The 14,887-nt window shown below is 56.7% G+C and carries 12 protein-coding genes; 4 read left to right on the top strand and 8 right to left on the bottom strand.

All coding sequences use genetic code 11. The annotated features are described in order from the left end of the window. Positions 1 to 11 precede the first annotated feature (11 nt). Positions 12 to 1,517, bottom strand: coding sequence for a CoA-acylating methylmalonate-semialdehyde dehydrogenase (locus EQV24_RS07560; RefSeq protein WP_029882251.1), 1,506 nt, complete (start codon positions 1,515 to 1,517; stop codon positions 12 to 14). Positions 1,518 to 1,809: 292 nt separating this feature from the next. On the opposite strand from EQV24_RS07560, the gene EQV24_RS07565 reads away from it, so the two are divergent. Beyond that, positions 1,810 to 2,640, top strand: a complete 831-nt coding sequence (locus tag EQV24_RS07565) for a MurR/RpiR family transcriptional regulator (RefSeq protein ID WP_008502123.1) — start codon at positions 1,810 to 1,812, stop codon at positions 2,638 to 2,640. 56 nt (positions 2,641 to 2,696) lie between these two features. On the opposite strand, the gene guaA is transcribed toward EQV24_RS07565, so the two are convergent. Both guaA and guaB read right to left on the bottom strand, forming a co-directional pair. Continuing rightward, positions 2,697 to 4,274: a glutamine-hydrolyzing GMP synthase gene (gene guaA, locus EQV24_RS07570; RefSeq protein ID WP_013098264.1), complete on the bottom strand. Its 1,578-nt coding sequence runs from the start codon at positions 4,272 to 4,274 to the stop codon at positions 2,697 to 2,699. Positions 4,275 to 4,341: 67 nt separating this feature from the next. Next, entirely contained in the window at positions 4,342 to 5,808 is a 1,467-nt protein-coding gene (gene guaB / locus EQV24_RS07575) for an IMP dehydrogenase (protein ID WP_013098265.1), read from the bottom strand. Between the two features lie 159 nt (positions 5,809 to 5,967). Here guaB and xseA point away from each other — a divergent pair, with 159 nt between their 5' ends. After that, entirely contained in the window at positions 5,968 to 7,341 is a 1,374-nt protein-coding gene (gene xseA / locus EQV24_RS07580; protein ID WP_038985667.1) for an exodeoxyribonuclease VII large subunit, read from the top strand. Here the strand turns inward: xseA and EQV24_RS07585 are convergent, their stop codons facing one another. Beyond that, positions 7,342 to 8,475 carry an MFS transporter gene (locus EQV24_RS07585; protein ID WP_130626380.1) on the bottom strand — a complete coding sequence of 378 codons (1,134 nt, stop codon included), beginning with the start codon at positions 8,473 to 8,475 and terminating at the stop codon, positions 7,342 to 7,344. It lies immediately after the preceding gene. 162 nt (positions 8,476 to 8,637) lie between these two features. Here EQV24_RS07585 and EQV24_RS07590 point away from each other — a divergent pair, with 162 nt between their 5' ends. Both EQV24_RS07590 and EQV24_RS07595 read left to right on the top strand, forming a co-directional pair. Next, positions 8,638 to 9,657 carry a M4 family metallopeptidase gene (locus tag EQV24_RS07590; RefSeq protein WP_023620379.1) on the top strand — a complete coding sequence of 340 codons (1,020 nt, stop codon included), beginning with the start codon at positions 8,638 to 8,640 and terminating at the stop codon, positions 9,655 to 9,657. Then, positions 9,658 to 10,008: a protealysin inhibitor emfourin gene (locus EQV24_RS07595; protein WP_013098269.1), complete on the top strand. Its 351-nt coding sequence runs from the start codon at positions 9,658 to 9,660 to the stop codon at positions 10,006 to 10,008. It abuts the gene before it with no gap. Here the strand turns inward: EQV24_RS07595 and EQV24_RS07600 are convergent. From EQV24_RS07600 to bamB, 4 genes are all read right to left on the bottom strand, one after another. Next, entirely contained in the window at positions 10,005 to 10,226 is a 222-nt protein-coding gene (locus EQV24_RS07600) for a zinc ribbon domain-containing protein (protein WP_013098270.1), read from the bottom strand. The two genes, EQV24_RS07595 and EQV24_RS07600, sit on opposite strands and share 4 nt — an antisense overlap. A gap of 52 nt (positions 10,227 to 10,278) precedes the next feature. After that, on the bottom strand, positions 10,279 to 11,823 hold the full coding sequence (locus EQV24_RS07605) for a peptide MFS transporter (protein WP_013098271.1): 1,545 nt from the start codon (positions 11,821 to 11,823) through the stop codon (positions 10,279 to 10,281). A 296-nt stretch (positions 11,824 to 12,119) separates the two neighbouring features. Further along, positions 12,120 to 13,595 carry a ribosome biogenesis GTPase Der gene (gene der, locus EQV24_RS07610; RefSeq protein ID WP_023620376.1) on the bottom strand — a complete coding sequence of 492 codons (1,476 nt, stop codon included), beginning with the start codon at positions 13,593 to 13,595 and terminating at the stop codon, positions 12,120 to 12,122. Positions 13,596 to 13,707: 112 nt separating this feature from the next. Then, entirely contained in the window at positions 13,708 to 14,886 is a 1,179-nt protein-coding gene (gene bamB, locus EQV24_RS07615) for an outer membrane protein assembly factor BamB (RefSeq protein ID WP_029882244.1), read from the bottom strand. Position 14,887 lies beyond the last annotated feature (1 nt).

Below are 14,887 nucleotides of genomic sequence, written 5' to 3' on the forward strand. Positions count from 1 at the left end.
AAAACCTCCTGTCAGCCCAGCGTCGGCATGGAGAACGCAGCGCCTGTCTCCTGCTGCATTTCCGGCCAGCGTGCGGTGACGGTTTTCATTCGGGTGTAGAAACGCACGCCGTCGTTACCGTGAACGTTGAGTGCGCCAAAAATCGAGCGCTTCCAGCCGCCGAAACTGTGGAACGCCATCGGCACCGGGATCGGCACGTTAACCCCTACCATGCCCGCCTGCACCTCTTCGCAGAAGCGGCGCGCGCAGCCGCCGTCGCGGGTGAAAATGGCTGAACCATTACCATATTCATGGCGGTTAATCAGATCCACCGCGCTGGCGTAATCTGCTACGCGTACCACAGAAAGCACCGGGCCGAAAATCTCTTCCTTATAGATCGTCATCTCCGGGGTGACGTTATCGAACAGCGTCGGCCCGACAAAATAGCCCTTCTCGTGACCCTGCACGCTAAAGCCGCGGCCGTCCACGCGCAGATTCGCCCCCTGCGCTTCCCCGCTGTCGATGTAGCCCAGCACCTTGCTGCGGTGCGCGGAGGAGATAAGCGGCCCCATTTCGTTTTCTGGCGTCTGGTCCAGCCCTGGCCCAACGCGCAGCGCGGCAATCTGTTTTTCCAGACGGGCGCAGAGGTCATCGGCGGTTTTATCGCCCACCGCCAGTACCACTGAAAGCGCCATACAGCGTTCCCCCGCCGCGCCGTAGGCCGCGCCCATAATGGCGTTGGTTGCCATCTCCATGTCGGCATCCGGCATTAAAATGCAGTGGTTTTTCGCCCCACCCAGCGCCTGACAGCGTTTGCCGTGGGCGGACGCGGTCTGGTAGATGTATTCCGCAATCGGCGTAGAGCCAACAAAGCTCACGGCCTGCACGCGCGGGTCGGTCAGGAGCACATCAACGGATTCTTTATCCCCCTGCACCACGTTAAACACGCCGTCCGGCAGGCCGGCCTCTTTCAGCAGTTTTGCCAGCGCGAGCGCCAGAGAGGGATCTTTTTCTGATGGTTTCAGCACGAAGGTATTGCCGGTCGCCAGCGCAATCGGGAACATCCACATCGGCACCATCGCCGGGAAGTTAAACGGCGTGATCCCGGCGCAGACGCCGAGCGGCTGCATCAGCGAGTGGCTGTCCACACCGGTGCCCACGTTGGCAGAGTGTTCACCCTTTTGCAGATGCGGAATGCCACAGGCGAACTCCACCACTTCCAGGCCACGGGTCAGCTCGCCTACCGCGTCGGAGAAGACCTTACCGTGCTCTTCGCTGATAAGACGGGCCAGACGTTCCATATTCTCTTCCAGCAGCGCTTTGAAGCGGAACATCACACGCGCGCGCTTAAGCGGAGAATGACGCGCCCACGCCGGAAACGCCTGCTGCGCGGCGGCAATCGCCTGCTCCGTTTCCTGTGCCGTACTCATCACCACCTGACGGATCTGCTCGCCGGTGGCCGGGTTGAAGATCGCCTGAACGCGCTGGCCTGAACCGGTGACACATTCGCCGTGAATAAAATTCGCTACCGTCTCCATCCTTAACCTCTCGCTGTTGATACGTGACTGTTACCTGAACACTGTGTACTGAACACTATATATGAAACAAATATTCCATTTTAAGTTGAAATAAAATAAATGATGATTATTGTGATCAAGGATGGATTTTTATGTTAACAGCCAACAACACTGACGCAGCGTGCGCTATTAAGGATTTTCAGGCGATGAAATGAGTGAAGTTTCTGTTTCATTTTTGCTGCCAGATGGATGGCCAACATTTAAAAGACGCGGTTTTGCGTTTAGAATCATAAGACTGTATTTGGGGGATAACATGACGACAGCAACCAGCCTGAACGAACTGCAGCAGCAAATCCGCGATCGCTACGATAGCCTGAGCAAGAGGCTGCAGCAGGTCTCCCGCTATGTACTGGATAATACGAACAGTGTGGCGTTTGATACGGTTGCGGTCATTGCCGAGCGTGCCGATGTGCCGCCCTCGACGCTAATCCGTTTTGCCAATGCCTTTGACTTTACCGGCTTCAACGAGATGAAACAGCTGTTTCGTATGAACCTGGTGGAGGAGACCGCCAGCTACAGCGATCGCGCGCGGCTGTTCCGCGAAATGGAGAGCGAAGCCGTGCCGGAAACGCCGCTCGATATCCTGCAGGAGTTTGCCCGCTCGAACGCGCAGGCGCTGCAGCAGCTGGCCGCCCGCGCCGAACCGGAGATGCTGGAGCGCGCCGTACAGCTTCTGGCCGACGCGGACACCATCTACATCGCCGGACTGCGCCGCTCCTTTAGCGTCGCTGCTTATCTCACCTATGCTTTAAGCCACCTGGAGTGCCGCCCGATTCTGCTCGACGGCATGGGCGGCATGCTGCGTGAGCAGATCAGCCGCATTAAGGCGCGCGACATTGTGGTGTCGATCAGCTTCTCGCCGTACGCGGAAGAGACGGTGATGGTCAGCGAAACCGCCGCCAGCGTCGGCGCGCGGCAGATTGTGATTACGGACAGCCAGATTAGCCCGCTGGCGACATTTAGCGATCTCTGCTTTGTGGTGAAAGAGGCGCAGGTGGATGCGTTTCGATCTCAGTCGGCAACGCTGTGCCTGGTGCAGTCGCTGGTGGTGGCGCTGGCGTATAGGTTGGGTGAAGGGAAGTAAGGAAATAAAAAACCCCCTGCGCAGGCAGAGGGTTTTGGTGTTAACTCAGAGGGGGATTATTCCCACTCAATCGTAGCCGGTGGCTTACCGCTGATGTCATACACCACGCGGGAAATACCGTTCACTTCGTTGATGATGCGGTTAGACACACGGCCTAAGAAGTCATACGGCAGGTGCGCCCAGTGCGCGGTCATGAAGTCGATGGTTTCCACCGCACGCAGGGAAACAACCCAGTCGTACTTACGGCCATCGCCCATAACGCCGACGGAGCGAACTGGCAGGAACACGGTGAACGCCTGGCTCACTTTGTTATACAGGTCAGCTTTGTGCAGCTCTTCGATGAAGATCGCGTCCGCGCGACGCAGCAGGTCGCAGTACTCTTTCTTCACTTCGCCCAGCACACGCACGCCCAGACCCGGACCCGGGAACGGGTGACGGTAGAGCATGTCGTACGGCAGACCCAATTCCAGACCGATCTTACGCACTTCGTCTTTGAACAGCTCACGCAGAGGTTCAACCAGACCCATCTTCATCTCTTTCGGCAGGCCGCCCACGTTGTGGTGAGATTTGATGACGTGTGCTTTACCGGTTGCGGATGCCGCAGACTCGATCACGTCAGGGTAGATTGTGCCCTGTGCCAGCCACTTCACGTCTTCCAGCTTCAGCGCTTCTTCGTCGAACACTTCCACGAAGACGCGGCCGATGATCTTACGTTTGGCTTCCGGATCGTTGACACCGGCCAGCGCGTCCAGGAAGCGCTGTTCGCCTTCCACGTGAACGATGTTCAGACCGAAGTGGTCACCAAACATGTCCATGACCTGCTGGGCTTCATTCAGACGCAGCAGACCGTTGTCCACGAATACGCAGGTCAGGTTTTTACCGATAGCGCGGTGCAGCAGCATCGCGGTTACGGAGGAGTCAACGCCACCGGACAGGCCGAGAATGACTTTGTCATCGCCAACCTGCTGACGGATGCGCTCAACGGCGTCGTCGATGATTTTAGCCGGGGTCCACAGCGCTTCACACTGGCAGATATCGCGCACGAAGCGCTCCAGCATGCGCATACCCTGACGGGTGTGAGTCACTTCCGGGTGGAACTGCACGCCGTAGAAGCGTTTCTCTTCGTTCGCCATAATCGCGAACGGGCAGCTTTCGGTGCTGGCAACGGTCACGAAGTCGGACGGGATAGCGGTCACTTTATCGCCGTGGCTCATCCACACGTCCAGCAGCGGTTTGCCGTCTGCGGTCAGGGAGTCTTCGATACCGCGCACCAGCGCGCTGTCGTTCACCACTTCAACCTGTGCATAGCCAAACTCACGCTCGTTAGAGCCTTCTACGTGGCCGCCCAGCTGCATTGCCATGGTCTGCATACCGTAGCAGACGCCGAATACCGGCACGCCCGCTTCGAACACATACTGCGGCGCACGCGGGCTGTTCTCTTCGGTGGTGCTTTCCGGGCCGCCGGACAGGATAATGCCGCTTGGATTGAATTCGCGAATCTGTGCTTCCGTGACATCCCACGCCCACAGTTCACAGTAAACGCCCAGTTCACGCACGCGACGCGCCACCAGCTGAGTGTACTGAGAACCAAAGTCCAGGATGAGAATGCGATGTTTATGAATGTTTTCCGTCATTGACGCTAATTCCGAGGCAAGTGAAACAAAAACAGAGCGCCCGGCATGAGCCGGGCGCGGAAACTTATCAGGAGCCCAGACGGTAGTTCGGGGACTCTTTGGTGATCGTCACGTCGTGAACGTGGCTCTCCTGGATACCCGCACCGCTGATGCGTACGAATTCCGCTTTAGTACGCAGCAGGTCAATGGTACCACAGCCGGTCAGACCCATACAGGAGCGCAGGCCGCCCATCTGCTGGTGAATGATCTCTTTCAGACGGCCTTTGTAGGCAACGCGGCCTTCGATACCTTCCGGCACCAGTTTGTCAGCAGCGTTATCGGTCTGGAAGTAACGGTCAGAAGAACCTTTAGACATCGCGCCCAGAGAGCCCATACCACGGTAAGATTTGTAAGAACGGCCCTGGTAGAGTTCGATTTCACCCGGGGATTCTTCAGTCCCTGCCAGCATGGAGCCAACCATCACCGCGGAAGCACCTGCGGCGATCGCTTTAGCGATGTCGCCAGAGAAGCGGATGCCGCCGTCTGCGATGACCGGAATACCGGTGCCTTCCAGCGCTTCAACCGCGTCAGAAACCGCAGTGATCTGTGGAACACCTACACCGGTCACGATACGGGTTGTACAGATGGAGCCAGGGCCGATACCCACTTTCACCGCGCTGCAACCTGCGTCAGCCAGCGCGCGAGCACCTGCGCCCGTCGCCACGTTACCGCCGATGATCTGCAGATCAGGATATTTCGCACGGGTGTCGCGAATACGTTGCAGAACGCCTTCGGAGTGGCCGTGGGAGGAGTCAATCAGCAACACGTCAACGCCTGCGGCAACCAGCGCATCAACACGCTCTTCGTTACCGGCACCTGCGCCAACCGCAGCGCCAACGCGCAGACGGCCATGCTCGTCTTTACAGGCGTTAGGTTTACGTTCTGCTTTCTGGAAGTCTTTAACGGTGATCATACCGCGCAGGTGGAAGTTCGCATCCACAACCAGCGCTTTCTCAACGCGTTTTTCGTGCATTTTTGCGAAGACGACATCACGCGCTTCACCTTCACGCACGGTCACCAGACGCTCTTTTGGTGTCATATATACGCTAACCGGCTGGTTCAGGTCGGTCACGAAACGCACGTCACGGCCGGTGATGATACCCACCAACTCGTTCTCTTCGGTCACCACCGGGTAACCGGCAAAGCCGTTACGTTCGGTCAGGGCTTTCACTTCGTGCAGGGTGGTGGTTGGCAGAACGGTCTGTGGATCGGATACGATGCCGGATTCATGCTTCTTCACGCGGCGAACTTCTTCCGCCTGACGCTCGATAGACATGTTTTTGTGAATAAAGCCAATGCCACCTTCCTGTGCCAGGGCAATAGCCAGGCGCGCTTCAGTCACGGTGTCCATTGCCGCAGAGAGCATAGGAATGTTCAGGCGAATGGTTTTCGTCAACTGCGTGCTGAGATCGGCAGTATTCGGCAGAACGGTGGAGTGAGCGGGAACGAGGAGGACGTCGTCAAACGTCAGTGCTTCTTTAGCGATACGTAGCATGGGCAATATCTCTGACCTGGGTGGTTAAATATTGCCGTGGCATTATACAGAGCGTAACCGATTGCATCCACACTTTTTTATAAAAAAACCTTGCACTCCCCTCTCAGCAGGTTACTATCGACTGAATAACTTGCTGATTTAGAATTTGATCCCGCTCACATGTTATCCTCTCAATCCCCCTCAATTTATACTGTCAGCCGCCTGAATCAGACGGTGCGTTTGCTGCTTGAGCAGGAGATGGGGCAGGTCTGGATCAGCGGCGAGATCTCTAACTTCACGCAGCCCGCTTCCGGCCACTGGTACTTTACATTAAAAGACGACACCGCCCAGGTGCGCTGCGCCATGTTCCGCAACAGCAACCGCCGAGTGACGTTTCGTCCTCAGCATGGCCAGCAGGTGCTGGTGCGCGCCAATATCACATTGTATGAACCGCGCGGCGACTACCAGATTATCGTCGAGAGCATGCAACCTGCGGGCGAAGGCTTACTCCAGCAGAAGTATGAACAGCTTAAGGCTGCGCTTTCGCAAGAGGGGTTGTTCGACCAGCAGTATAAAAAGCCCCTGCCCTCACCAGCCCACTGCGTTGGGGTAATCACTTCGAAAACCGGTGCCGCGCTGCACGATATTTTGCACGTCCTCAAGCGTCGCGATCCTTCCCTGCCCGTCATCATCTACCCGACCGCTGTTCAGGGTGACGATGCGCCAGGCCAGATTGTGCGTGCCATCGAGCTGGCGAACGCGCGTCATGAGTGCGACGTATTAATCGTTGGGCGTGGCGGCGGCTCGCTGGAAGATTTGTGGAGCTTCAACGACGAGCGCGTGGCGCGGGCGATTTTTGCGAGTGCTATTCCCATCGTGAGCGCGGTCGGGCATGAAACGGATGTGACGATAGCCGATTTCGTTGCGGATTTACGCGCGCCTACGCCGTCTGCTGCGGCGGAAGTGGTGAGCCGCAATCAGCTGGAGCTGCTGCGTCAGATCCAGAACGGCCAGCAGCGCCTGGAGATGGCGATGGACTACTTCCTCGCTAACCGTACCCGCCGCTTTACCCAGCTTCATCACCGCCTGCAGCAGCAGCATCCACAGCTTCGCCTTGCGCGTCAGCAAACCGTGCTGGAGCGTCTGCGCCAGCGGATGAACTTCGCGCTGGATAATCAGCTCAAGCGCGCGATGTCGCGTCAGCAGCGCGTGACGCAGCGCCTGAACCAGCAAAACCCGCAGCCGAAAATTTACCGCGCACAAACGCGCATTCAGCAGCTGGAGTATCGTCTGGCAGAAACTGTCCGGGCACGACTTAGCACCACCCGCGAACGCTTTGGCAATGCGGTGACCCATCTTGAAGCGGTTAGCCCACTTTCTACCCTGGCACGCGGCTATAGCGTTACCACCGCCACTGACGGCAAAGTGCTGAAGCAAACCAAACAGGTGAAAGCCGGAGACGTGCTGACCACCCGTCTGTCGGACGGCTGGGTGGAAAGCGAAGTGAAAGGCGTGATGCCGGTAAAAAAACCTCGCGCCCGTAAAAAGGCGTAATCAGCGATGGCTCTCTGGCGTGACGGCTAGCATCAGCCAGGACATGCCTGAAAAAATCGCCAGCGCAGCCACTGCGCTCGTTAACCCCAGAAGCAGGCCAAAAAGGATAGCCCCCACAACCTGCCCACCTGCCAGCATAAGAAAGGCCAGGCTGACTCCAGCCGCAGGTGAAGGATGTGCGATCTCTGCCCCCTTCACCAGCAATACCCCGGACAAAATCACATACCCCGCGCCGCTCATGGCCACTGCCGGAATAAGCCACCAGGAGAAACCGTGGCTTACTGTCAGAACCGCCAGAGAAATGGCCATGAAGATCTGGGATAAACGATAGACCCCCCGCATGCCGATACGCCTTGCCATACTTCCGGTAAATATGGCAACAATCCCCGCCCCGCCGCTTATCAGCCAGAGAACATTGGTCGCTGCGCTATCCAGCTCCGTGTGACGCATAAGTATTTCCGGGCCAAAGCTCCACCATGCGGCGCTGGCCATACCGCTGATAAAGGCAATCCCCAGCAGCCGAAACATGCCGGGTTTGCGTACGATAGATAGCACCTTTGGCGTTGACTCACGGGATTTCGCCGCAGATGACGGCAGATACCGCCACAAAGCCGGCAGGCACAGCAGTGCCATAATGGCGAACACAATGCAGGCTGCCCGCCAGCCCCCGGGCATGAAAAACAGAACGGGCACCGAGAGAATGATCCCACCGCTCGTTCCGGCATTGATGGTGGTATTCACATGAAGCTGACGGTCGGAGGCGATCCTGTCATTAACCGCCCCGGCAAGGGCCGGTGAGGCCAGGCCGGAGCTCAGCCCGGCAATAAATAAACCTATCGCCAGCATCGTTGAATGTGCCGAAGTCGCGAGAATGAACAACCCCGCGGCGGCGGCGATGGCCGCCAGCAAGGCGGGCAAACGAGGCCCTACGCGCGCAATAAGGTATGAGGCCATAAATATCGACATGCAATACGCCGCATAACTACAGGAGGCTATAAACCCCGCCACCTGCGGGGTGAAAGGGATAGCCTGGCGGATATCAGGCAGCATCAGGCCCCACGAAAACCTTGCCATACCATAGGTCACCGCGATGATTGAAAACCCGGTTATGCTCAGCGAAGTCTGCCTGTTCATTACGCTCCTCTTAGTTAATGCCGTTTAAAAAACCTAAACGGTGGTGAAGCGTTGCGCCAGTTTTTAAGGAGACGAATTGTCCGACTTACAACCAGCACCGGTTTAATGTTTTACACTTAAGAAGATTCTTTTTTCGGCATTGCCAGAAAACAGGAGAGTTGCATGACCCGAATTCACAGCGTGATCCCCCCCTATATTCTTCGTCGTATTATCGAAAGCGGTTCAGAGCCGCAGCAGCGCTGCGCCCGCCAGACTTTAACCCATGTTCAGACGCTGATGGCCCACATGCCCGGTAAACCAGCCGCGCCGCACGTGAGCAAAGCCGGACAGCTGGAGCGTGATATCTACGATGCGAAACAGACCCAGGAGCTGCCGGGCACGCAGGTGCGCTATGAAGGCCAGCCGTCCAATGGGGATGTGGCGGTCGATGAAGCCTATGACTATTTAGGCATCACCCACGATTTCTTCTGGAAAGAATACCAGCGTGACTCGCTCGATAATAAAGGGCTGATCCTCACCGGCACCGTGCATTATGGCCGGGAATACCAGAACGCCTTCTGGAACGGTCAGCAGATGGTCTTTGGCGATGGCGACGGGGAAATATTTAACCGTTTTACCATTGCCATCGACGTTGTGGCGCACGAACTCAGCCATGGCGTTACCGAGACCGAAGCCGGGCTGATCTATTTTGAACAATCGGGTGCGCTGAATGAGTCCCTGTCGGACGTGTTTGGCTCGCTGGTTAAACAGTATCACCTGAAGCAAACCGCCGACCAGGCCGACTGGCTGATTGGCGAAGGTCTGCTGGCGAAAGGGATTAACGGCAAAGGGTTGCGCTCCATGTCGGAGCCGGGCACCGCCTATGACGATCCTCTGCTCGGTAAAGATCCGCAACCGGCGCACATGAAGGATTTCATCAAAACGCGTGAAGATAACGGCGGCGTCCACCTGAACTCCGGCATTCCCAACCGGGCGTTTTATCTGGCCGCAACGGCAATCGGCGGCTATGCCTGGGAAAAAGCGGGTTATGCCTGGTACGACACAGTTTGCGATCGCAATCTGCCACAAGATGCGGATTTTGATGCCTTCGCAAAACTGACGATAGCCCACGGCGAAAAGCGCTCGGGCAGCGACGTTGGGGCGGCGATAAGACAAGCCTGGGAACAGGTGGGAGTGCTGTAAATGCAGGTTCCGGAACTGACGGATGACGCCGTGGTTGAGCTGGCCCGGGAAGGCGGCGTCGCTTTTATTCCCAGGCTGAGCGGCCAGCGCACCATCACGCTCTCATCTCTCAATGAGGCGCAGCGTCAGCGCGTGGTGAGTATTCTGGAGCAGGCCATTCCGCGTGGGCAACCGCCTGGTCAGACGTCGTCACCAGGCAGCGGTGACCAGCGTTATTTTCGTATCCAGATCTTCTGGACCCGGCACAATGAAGCGCAGTATACCGATATTATTGTGCTGGTACCGGAGCAGGAAGCGCCCGAATCGCTGGTTGAACTCTGGCAGAAAGGCGAAGGCTGCGTGTGTGATTAAGCCCCGGCAGGGACGAACTCCACGCGTTTTTTAGAGATCAGGCCGTGGCCGTTCTGGCAGAAATAGTCCACCGCACCACAGGCCTTTAATACCTGGAGTGGCTGATGGCACTCCGGGCAACGGGCTTCGAGCGCAATATCTTTATGACAGTGTTCGCAGTAAGCCACGCCGTTTTGCGGCTCCAGCTCGGCATGGCAGGTTGGACAGGCGATCGACATAGTAACTCCTTAAGCAGGTTGCCGGGGCGAAGCGGTCGCCCCGGCAGATCGATTATACCGCCTCAGTGGCAGGTTTCGTCCGGGCATTTTCCAGCATGCGACGAACCGGCACAATGAGAACGATCAGTACCGCAGCACAAATCAGCAGCGCGATGGAGCAACGCGCGAAGAGATCTGGCAGCATATCCAGCTGGTCGGCCTTCACGTGGCCGCCAATCAGACCGGCAGCCAGGTTACCCAACGCACTTGCGCAGAACCACAGCCCCATCATCTGACCGCGCATTCTTTCTGGTGCCAGCAGGGTCATGGTAGCCAGACCAATCGGGCTCAGACATAACTCACCCAGCGTCAGCATCAAAATACTGCCTACCAACCAGAACGGCGAAACGCCTGCCCCGCCGTTGCTCAGCACATTCTGCGCCGCCAGCATCATCAGGCCAAAGCCCGCCGCCGCACAGAGAATACCGATAACAAACTTGGTGATACTGCTCGGGCGAATGTTCATGGTGGCAAGCTTCGGCCACGCCCAGCTGAATACCGGTGCCAGCAGAATGATGAACAGGGCGTTGATCGACTGGAACCATACGGCCGGAATTTCGAAATCACCGATCATGCGATTGGTGTAGTCGTTGGCAAACAGGTTAAAGGAAGTCGGTTTCTGTTCAAACGCGGACCAGAAGAACGCAGCGGAAACCAGCAGGATAAAGCAGACCAGCAGTCTGGCGCGCTCTTTACGGGTCAGGCCGGCGAAGATGAACAGATAAATAAAGTAGAGCGCAACGGATGCCGCAATCACATAGACCAGCATACTGGCCACCGCGACCGGGTTAATCACAATGACCCCCTGGGCGATCAGCGTGACGAGAACCGCCACCCCAACCGCCAGCGCCAGCAGCCACGCGCCCACGCCGTTGCGTTTGACCACCGGGCTGTTCCAGGTGGAATCGAGGCCCACTTCGCTGTCGTAGCGCTTCATGGACGGGACAGCAAACACGCGGAAGATAATCAGCGCCACCAGCATCCCGATGCCGCCAATACCAAAGCCCCAGTGCCAGCCGTGGGTTTTAATCAACCAGCCGGAAATCAGCGGCGCAATGAACGAGCCCATGTTGATGCCCATATAGAACAGCGAGAATCCGCCGTCACGACGCGCATCGCCTTTTTTATACAGGGTGCCGACCATCACGGAGATACAGGTCTTGAACAGGCCCGATCCCAGCACAATAAACATCAGGCCGATAAAGAACAGGTTGTTCCCCATCACCGCCGAGAGCGCAATCGACAGGTGGCCGAGCGCAATCAGAATCGAACCGTACCAGACGGCTCGCTGCTGGCCGAGCCAGTTATCGGCCAGCCAGCCACCCGGCAGCGCGGCCAGGTACATGGTACCAGCGAAGATACCGACAATCGCCGAGGCGTTTTCACGCGCCAGCCCCATGCCGCCGTCATAGACAGTGGCGGCCATAAAGAGGATCAGTAACGGACGAATGCCGTAAAACGAGAAACGCTCCCACATCTCGGTAAAGAACAGCGAACCGAGCGGATAAGGATGACCGAAGAACGTTCGGCTTTCTTTTTGATTAACAGAGGATTGCATAATTCTCCCGAAAGGTATGTCGTTGTGCTGAAAGCACCGCGCGTACGCCGGCCAGTTACGTATCTGACCGATTTTTTACATGCGGCGAAAAATGAGTTAACCATTTGATAACCAGGCGCTAGTTTTGTCTAGTACCAGACCCTGGACTTTAAGATGAAAATTCGACGATTGTCTACTTTCTTAGATTTAAACATGGTTAAAAGCGAATAGTGATTGACATCACACAGGGAAGGCAGGCGTTTTGTATGAGCGAAAAAAACCCGCGACAGGCGCGGGTTTTTGTAAGATCGCAAAGCTTATTTGCTTTTCTTAATGTGCTTAATCAAACGCTTACGCTTACGCATCTGGTTTGGCGTCAGGGTGTTGCGCTTGTTGGCAAACGGGTTATCCCCTTCCTTGAACTGGATACGGATAGGGGTGCCCATCACGTCCAGCGATTTACGGAAGTAGTTCATCAGATAACGCTTGTAGGAATCCGGCAGGTCTTTCACCTGGTTGCCATGAATCACTACGATTGGCGGGTTATAACCACCGGCGTGGGCGTATTTCAGCTTCACGCGACGGCCACGTACCAGCGGCGGCTGATGGTCTTCTGCTGCCATATTCATGATGCGGGTCAGCATAGCGGTGCTCTGACGACGGGTGGAGCTGTCATACGCTTCACGCACGGAGTCGAACAGGTTACCCACACCGCTGCCGTGCAGCGCAGAGATAAAGTGCACGCGAGCAAAGTCGATGAAGCCCAGACGGAAGTCCAGCGTCTCTTTCACCTGCTCACGAACTTCATTGCTCAGGCCATCCCATTTGTTCACCACGATAACCAGTGAGCGCCCACTATTGAGGATAAAGCCGAGCAGCGACAAGTCCTGATCGGAGATACCTTCACGCGCGTCGATAACCAGCAGCACAACGTTGGCATCTTCAATCGCCTGCAGGGTTTTAATGACGGAGAATTTCTCCACCACATCGGTGATTTTTCCGCGCTTACGCACGCCCGCGGTGTCGATGAGCACATACTCACGCTCATCACGCTCCATCGGGATGTAGATGCTGTCGCGGGTGGTGCCCGGCATGTCGTATACCACCACACGCTCTTCGCCCAGAATACGGTTAGTGAGCGTAGACTTACCTACGTTTGGACGCCCCACAATGGCCAGTTTAATCGGCAGATCCTGCGGGTTGAATGTCTCTTCAGGCTCTTCTTCTTCGCCTTCTTCACCTTCTTCGAACTGCGCCCAGTATGCCGCGTCTTCGTCCACCTCTTCCGGCGGGTTCACTTCGTCAACCCACGGCAGCAGAACGGTTTCCAGCAGGCTGGTCACGCCGCGGCCATGCGATGCGGCGATCGGGTAGATATCACCCAGACCTAAAGACCAGAAATCGGCGATCGCCTGATCGGCATCGATACCGTCAGTTTTGTTCGCCACCAGGAAGGTCGGTTTTTCACGCGAACGCAGATGTTTAGCAATGGCGGAATCCGCAGGCATCAGGCCAGCACGAGCATCCACCATAAACAGCACGACGTCTGCCTCTTCGATGGCCAGCAGAGACTGCTCCGCCATGCGGGTTTCAACGCCGTCTTCTGTCCCGTCGATACCACCGGTATCGATACAGATGAACTCGCGTCCTTCCACCTCTGCACGACCGTACTTACGGTCACGCGTCAGCCCCGGGAAATCCGCAACCAGCGCATCACGGGTGCGTGTTAAACGGTTAAAAAGAGTGGATTTTCCAACGTTAGGGCGCCCGACAAGCGCGACCACAGGTACCATGTTTGAAGCCTCATAAAATTCAAAATAACGTCGCTTTCGCAGCGTTTTTAAAAATGTCAAAACGGCTCCTGAGTGAACAGGAGCCGTTTAGTATACTACAACCGCCGGGTAATTAACGCGTGATCGCGTACAGCGTGCCGTCTTTTGCCTGAATCAGCAGTTTGCCGTCAGCCACAACCGGGTCGGTGAGGAAGCCAGAGCTGTCGACTTTTTGCTGCGCAGTAAAGCGGCCCGTCTCCGGATCGATCCAGTGCATGTAGCCTTCGCTATCACCCACCACCAGGCTACCGTTGTACAGCGCCGGTGCGGTCAGCAGACGGTGCAGCAGATCGCTTTGCGTCCACAGCGTCACGCCGCCATCGGTGCTCAGCGCCAGCAGACGGTCGTTCTGGTCAACCATATAGATACGGTTACCATCAACAATGAAATCATTCACTGAGCCCAGTTCACGTTTCCACATGATCTGGCCACTGCGCAGATCGAGCGCGGTCAGGTTTCCGTTGTACGCCAGCGCATAAACCACACCGTTGACGATAACAGGCGTCGTGTCGACGTCGTTCAGACGGTCGATTTCAGTTGACCCCGTCGCCTGAGAGATACGCTGCTGCCAGATCATCTGACCTTGCTGCATCAGCACCGCGCTCACGCGACCGTTATCACCACCCACAATGGCAGCACCAAAGGCTGTCGCCGGGGCAGATTCGCCGCGCAGGGAGAGTGATGGCATATCCAGGTTGACGGTCCACTTCACCAGACCATCGGCTTCGTTCAGCGCCTGCAGCTGGCCGTTGCTGGTGTGGATCAGCACCAGGCCGTCGCTCACCACCGGACGAGACAGAGACTCACCGGCAACCGTGGTTTGCCAGGCAACAGAACCGTCGCTGGTGTTCAGGGCATAGACCTGTGCTTTTTCGCTTCCCACGTATACGTGACCGCCGGCAACGGTCAGGCCGCCAGACAGCAGTGCAGGTTTACGGGAGAACCAGCCGTCTTTTTCTGCCAGGTTAACGGACCACACTTCTTTTCCGTCATCGGCGTTAAGCGCTTTTACGGTACCTTTACGGTCAGCCGCATAGATAACGCTGTCAGCAAAAGCCGGGTGCAGGTTGGAATAGAAATCACCAATTCCATCGCCCACGGAAGTACTCCACGCGGTTGACGGGGTAAACTGGTTTTCAACCGTCGGCAGCGGGGACATTTTCACAACGTCTTCTTCGCCACTGAACAGTGAACAGCCACTCAATAACGTAACAGAAAGCAGTCCTGGCAGAAGTAATTTACGCAATTGCATC

The sequence above is a fragment of the Enterobacter sp. A8 genome, assembly GCF_004296595.1.
Classification (GTDB): domain Bacteria; phylum Pseudomonadota; class Gammaproteobacteria; order Enterobacterales; family Enterobacteriaceae; genus Enterobacter; species Enterobacter cloacae.

Bases quoted from the DNA above. Each gene is read 5' to 3' on its own strand.
- bamB (WP_029882244.1), bottom strand. From the start codon at position 14,886: ATGCAATTGCGTAAATTACTTCTGCCAGGACTGCTTTCTGTTACGTTA.
- xseA (WP_038985667.1), top strand. From the start codon at position 5,968: ATGTTATCCTCTCAATCCCCCTCAATTTATACTGTCAGCCGCCTGAAT.
- EQV24_RS07595 (WP_013098269.1), top strand. From the start codon at position 9,658: ATGCAGGTTCCGGAACTGACGGATGACGCCGTGGTTGAGCTGGCCCGG.
- EQV24_RS07600 (WP_013098270.1), bottom strand. From the start codon at position 10,226: ATGTCGATCGCCTGTCCAACCTGCCATGCCGAGCTGGAGCCGCAAAAC.
- EQV24_RS07605 (WP_013098271.1), bottom strand. From the start codon at position 11,823: ATGCAATCCTCTGTTAATCAAAAAGAAAGCCGAACGTTCTTCGGTCAT.
- EQV24_RS07560 (WP_029882251.1), bottom strand. From the start codon at position 1,517: ATGGAGACGGTAGCGAATTTTATTCACGGCGAATGTGTCACCGGTTCA.
- guaA (WP_013098264.1), bottom strand. From the start codon at position 4,274: ATGACGGAAAACATTCATAAACATCGCATTCTCATCCTGGACTTTGGT.
- EQV24_RS07565 (WP_008502123.1), top strand. From the start codon at position 1,810: ATGACGACAGCAACCAGCCTGAACGAACTGCAGCAGCAAATCCGCGAT.
- EQV24_RS07585 (WP_130626380.1), bottom strand. From the start codon at position 8,475: ATGAACAGGCAGACTTCGCTGAGCATAACCGGGTTTTCAATCATCGCG.
- EQV24_RS07590 (WP_023620379.1), top strand. From the start codon at position 8,638: ATGACCCGAATTCACAGCGTGATCCCCCCCTATATTCTTCGTCGTATT.
- der (WP_023620376.1), bottom strand. From the start codon at position 13,595: ATGGTACCTGTGGTCGCGCTTGTCGGGCGCCCTAACGTTGGAAAATCC.
- guaB (WP_013098265.1), bottom strand. From the start codon at position 5,808: ATGCTACGTATCGCTAAAGAAGCACTGACGTTTGACGACGTCCTCCTC.